The following is a 4,799-nucleotide window of genomic DNA, read 5'->3' as shown; positions in this document are numbered from 1 at the left end:
AAACTAGGATTTGCGCAAATAAGGTTGCATTAATATTCACGTTACTTAACCTTCGTATCTGGGTTAATCAAACAGACGGCAAGCCTGTATCTGAACGGATCGCTCCGTCTTGATTACGCACCACTAAACGGGTTAACGAAGGCGAACAACAGGGCAATAGCCACACCGATCAAGAAAGCCGCGTCGATCAGACCAGCGATCAAGAACAGTTTGGTTTGCAGAGGACCGATCAGCTCAGGTTGGCGAGCAGAAGATTCCAAGTATTTAGAACCAACCATTGCGATACCGATAGAGGCACCCAATGCGCCCAAGGCAACGATCAAACCACATGCGATAGCAATCAAACCCATTTTTAAACTCCTTAAAATAGTAAAGGTTAAACTACAAAAAACAAACTACAAAAAAACTACTTGATTAGTGTGCATCATGCGCCTGTCCGATATATACGAACGCCAACGCCATGAAAATAAATGCCTGCAAGGTGATGACCAAAATGTGGAAAATCGCCCAAGCCAAACCGGCAATCAGGTGGAACACAAATAAAATCGGATCCAAAGTTTCGACACTGCCGGTTGACGCCCATGCACCGCCCAACAGAGCGATCAACAGGAACACCAGCTCGCCGGCATACATATTACCAAACAACCGCATACCGTGGGATACGGTTTTGGACAAAAACTCTACCAAGTTCAGCAGGAAGTTGGCCGGAGCAAGCCACGGACCGAAAGGTGCGCAGAACAACTCGTGAATCCAACCGCCAAGGCCTTTGATTTTGACATTGTAGTAAATACAGATCAGCAATACGCCAATCGCCAGAGCCAAAGTCGTATTCAAGTCAGCTGTCGGCACGACGCGCAACAGTGCATGATGATTACCGGTAATGCCTTGCCATGCCATCGGCAGCAAATCAACCGGCAGCATATCCATGGCATTCATCAAGAGAATCCAGACAAACAAGGTCAGACCCAACGGGGCAACGGCTTTACGCGATTGTTCGTTATGGATAATGCTTTTACACATGTCATCCACGAATTCGAACAGAATTTCAACAGCCGCTTGGAAACGACCGGGCACGCCAGCTGTTGCTTTTTTGGCACCGCGCCACAAAAGGAAGCTGCCGATTACGCCCAACAGAACGGCAAAAAAGATTGCATCAAGGTTAATGAACGAAAAATCAGCGATGTTTTTCAGTCCTTGACCCTGAGTAACATCCGACAAACTGGTCAAGCTTTGCAAGTGGTGCTTGATGTAGTCGGCAGCGGTCATAGTTTCACCTGCCATAGTGTTTCACTCTCAACAATACTAAAAAAACCAAATGACTGACGCCAAGAAACGCCAATAAAAATGGGTAAAATACCAGTGCTCGATGCCATATCGCAAAAACGACCGACATAGATACCAGCGACAGCACTACTTTTAAAACCTCTCCGCCAATAAACATCGAACTTTGCAGATCAGGATTTCGTCGGGAAAACTTTAAAAGTAAAACTGCAACCAGGGTAGGCAAAATATACGAAAATCCTCCCGCCAAAGCAGAGAGGAAGCCGGGCAATCCGGAAAATAATGCACAAACAACTGAAATTATTAACAATACAATCACTTGCAATGGGACTATCTGATTCATTGTACTTCACACCCCAAAAAAGCAAGGCAGGCTAATATAATCAAGAAGTTTGTTAACGTCAAGCAATATGTTAATCTTTGTGAACCTTTCATAAATAAATGATTAACACATATAAAACAAATCTTTGCTGGAATGGAGTTTAACACAAATTACATGTTGTTACATAGATTTTACAGAAGATTTTGATTTGTATTGTAAACATTTATACGCTCTACGCTTTTTCAAAAATTGAGGCCGTCTGAAAAGCTTTTTTTCAGACGGCCCGTTCTGTTTATAAAGCCGTTAGAACGCTTGATTAATGCCTAACTGCTTTAGCAGATATTCGAACGTTTCCGGCGTATCAAAATGCAGTACGATTTTGCCTTTTTTCTGATTGCTGGTTTTGACTTCGGCATTGACACCCAAATGCTCGGTCAATGCATCATTGATGCGGCGGATATCCGGGCTGATGGTTTTGGCTGCTTCGGGCTTGGCTTTTTGATGTGCCAACTGGCTGCGGCGCTCTACCTCACGCACCGACCAACCGTTTTTGACGGCTTTTTGAGCCAACTCCAATTGGTCAACCACATGCAAGGTCAGCAACGCGCGGGCATGACCCATTTCCAGACGGCGTTGGTAAAGCATTTCCTGAACCGGCTCAGGCAGACTCAACAGGCGCAGGCTGTTGGAGATGGCACTACGGCTTTTACCGACGGCTTTTGCGATGGTTTCGTGAGTCAGGCCGAATTCGTCGGCAAGGCGTTTCAAACCTTGCGCTTCTTCAATCGGATTGAGGTTTTCACGTTGCAGGTTTTCAATCAAACCCATGGCCAACGCGGTTTCGTCGCTGATGGTTTTGATGACGACGGGAATTTCGGTCAAACCGGCCAACTGGGAAGCGCGCCAACGGCGTTCGCCGGCAATCAATTCATATTGAGACAGACCACGTTCGCGTACAATAACCGGCTGGATAATGCCTTGTGCCTTAATGGAATCGGCCAACTCCTGCAAGGCTTCGTCATCAATTTGCACACGCGCCTGATAACGGCCGGGCTGAATATCGGCGATGGCAACCGTTGTCAGGCGGTCGCTACTGCTGCTGTCCACTGCATTGGAAATCAGCGAATCCAAACCGCGTCCCAATCCAACTTTTGCTTTTGCCATATTGTTTTCCCTTTCAGACGGCCTCATTGTTGAAATGACGTATTCTATCGGATATTGCCGCTTTACGACAATTTGAATCATGATGATTTGACTATTGCCATTTATTTACGGAGCGAAACCGCAAATACGCCCCTTAAAGCGTTGCTCAAGCGGATTTCTTCCGCATTTCCCAACATGGCGCGCGTGATGTGGGTTTCCTTGATTGTATCCGCACCTAAATATAGCTGCGGCTGCTTCAATACCGCTTGGCGCATTACCCCGTTCAAAATATCCAAATCCAAAGACGGCGTGAGCCATTGTCCTTGATATTTGACGAACACATTGCTTCTTCCGCCCTCTAACAACAGGCCGTCTGAATTGAAAAACAGGCTGTCAAATGCGCCCTGCCCTTCTGCCGTTTTCCATGCTTGGTCAAAAATTTCACGACGTGTGGTTTTGAAACGGCGCAGATAATCGCGTTGGTTTAATGTGTGCTCACTCAGGATGACGTATTGTTGTCCATCCAATTCGGAAACAGCCGCATGGCTCAATGCAAGGCCGTCTGAAAACAAAGCGGCTTTGACTCTAAATAACCCAATTGGCAACGCATCTATATAGTGTTGGATTTGCTCTATTGCATTTTCAGACCAAGTCAGGTTGAGCGCTTGTGCCGATCTGTTCAGACGACCTAAGTGCAAATCGAGCAAACGGCATTGTTTGTATTCCACGCGCATGGTTTCAAAAATACCGAAATCAGACCGCAAGTCATTGAGGAAACGCGCCTTCCAACCGCACTCGCGATATTCGGCTTCAGGATCGCTATCAATCACAATCCCCGAACCCACGCCATAAACACCTTGATAAAGGCCGTCTGAAATCGGCTTCAGGGATAAGGTGCGGATCACGACATTAAATACGCCTTCAAATCCCAAACCCGTATCACACGGATGCAAAAAGCCGATGCTGCCTGTGTACAAACCGCGCGGTTCGGATTCAAGGGACTCAATAATCTGCATGCTCATTCGTTTGGGCGCGCCGGTAATACTGCCGCACGGGAAGGCTGCACGGAGAATATCGGCAACCGAAACATCAGGCAGCGCCTGCGCCTCGATGGCACTGGTCATCTGCCAAACGCTGCCGAAACGGGAAACTTTAAACGGTTCAGGCACGCGTACTTTGCCCGTTTGCGCGATTTTGCCGAGATCGTTGCGCAACAAATCGACAATCATCACATTTTCGGCGCGGTTTTTCGGATCGTTTTGCAATTCAACGGCGCGGCGTTCATCTTGTCCATCGTGAAGAATCGGCGCAGTGCCTTTCATCGGCTCTGTTGTGATCAGGCCGTCTGAATCGATTTTGAGGAAAAGTTCGGGAGAAAAACACAAAGTCCACGCTTCCTGCCCTGCCCCGTCGGGCAGACAAGACAAAACGGCATACGGTACAGGCTGGCGCAAGCGGCGGTAAAGCTGGATCGGATTGCCGTAAGTTTGCAGGTGTAGGCGTGCGGTGTAATTGATTTGATAGGTATCGCCACGGCGGATGGCTTCGTGGATTTGGTGGATATGCTCGAGATAATCGGCTTCGGATACGGAGAATCGGGGAGTGGAGATACCTGCCTCAAGGCCGTCTGAATGATTGGCCAGCCAGTTTTCGGCATTGATTTCGGAACAATCGGCAAACCAGTGCAAACGCAAATTGCCACTGCGCGCGGATGAAATATCCATCAGTGGCAATCCGAATTCGTAGTCTGCAAACAACACTGCATGCAGGCCTTTTTTCCAACCTGCCTGCAAAACATCATCCAACGACGCCAGTTCGTTATGATGAAAAAGGCAGCTTTCCACATGATTTTGATAGAGTTTTGCACGACCGCTTACCGCATCGTCGAACAGGGCGAAATAAGGCATGATGTATGATACAAATAGGCTGATTATACGCTGTTTTTACAAAAATTATCAAACAAACCGGAAAAAATTGCTTATGTGTAATTTTATGTAGGCTAATACAGCATAAAGAGGTAAAATCAAGTCATACCACACCATATCATTTAAAA

General features: G+C 47.1%; 5 protein-coding genes. All 5 read right to left on the bottom strand.

The features are described from left to right. Nucleotides 1-113: 113 nt before the first annotated feature. Nucleotides 114-350 (bottom strand): F0F1 ATP synthase subunit C, encoded by a 237-nt coding sequence (atpE, locus tag ACTHSP_RS17970; protein ID WP_004519005.1) that lies wholly within the window; start codon nucleotides 348-350, stop codon nucleotides 114-116. A gap of 64 nt (nucleotides 351-414) precedes the next feature. After that, nucleotides 415-1,281, bottom strand: coding sequence for a F0F1 ATP synthase subunit A (atpB, locus tag ACTHSP_RS17965; RefSeq protein WP_440346586.1), 867 nt, complete (start codon nucleotides 1,279-1,281; stop codon nucleotides 415-417). Continuing rightward, nucleotides 1,271-1,624 (bottom strand): ATP synthase subunit I, encoded by a 354-nt coding sequence (locus ACTHSP_RS17960; RefSeq protein ID WP_314513302.1) that lies wholly within the window; start codon nucleotides 1,622-1,624, stop codon nucleotides 1,271-1,273. Before ACTHSP_RS17960 ends, atpB begins: the two co-directional genes overlap by 11 nt. Before the next feature lie 282 nt (nucleotides 1,625-1,906). Then, nucleotides 1,907-2,767 (bottom strand): ParB/RepB/Spo0J family partition protein, encoded by an 861-nt coding sequence (locus tag ACTHSP_RS17955; RefSeq protein ID WP_314513304.1) that lies wholly within the window; start codon nucleotides 2,765-2,767, stop codon nucleotides 1,907-1,909. A 101-nt stretch (nucleotides 2,768-2,868) separates the two neighbouring features. Further along, nucleotides 2,869-4,653 (bottom strand): bifunctional anthranilate synthase component I family protein/class IV aminotransferase, encoded by a 1,785-nt coding sequence (locus ACTHSP_RS17950; RefSeq protein WP_314513305.1) that lies wholly within the window; start codon nucleotides 4,651-4,653, stop codon nucleotides 2,869-2,871. Nucleotides 4,654-4,799: the final 146 nt, after the last annotated feature.

Source organism: Neisseria sp. P0001.S005, assembly GCF_051963715.1.
The sequence above is the reverse complement of the archived record's forward strand: the minus strand, read 5'-3'. Positions and strand labels throughout refer to the sequence as shown.

What these genes read in the sequence shown, in the direction of transcription:
- atpE (WP_004519005.1), bottom strand. Translation starts at nt 350, where the DNA reads ATGGGTTTGATTGCTATCGCATGTGGTTTGATCGTTGCCTTGGGCGCA.
- atpB (WP_440346586.1), bottom strand. Translation starts at nt 1,281, where the DNA reads ATGGCAGGTGAAACTATGACCGCTGCCGACTACATCAAGCACCACTTG.
- ACTHSP_RS17960 (WP_314513302.1), bottom strand. Translation starts at nt 1,624, where the DNA reads ATGAATCAGATAGTCCCATTGCAAGTGATTGTATTGTTAATAATTTCA.
- ACTHSP_RS17955 (WP_314513304.1), bottom strand. Translation starts at nt 2,767, where the DNA reads ATGGCAAAAGCAAAAGTTGGATTGGGACGCGGTTTGGATTCGCTGATT.
- ACTHSP_RS17950 (WP_314513305.1), bottom strand. Translation starts at nt 4,653, where the DNA reads ATGCCTTATTTCGCCCTGTTCGACGATGCGGTAAGCGGTCGTGCAAAA.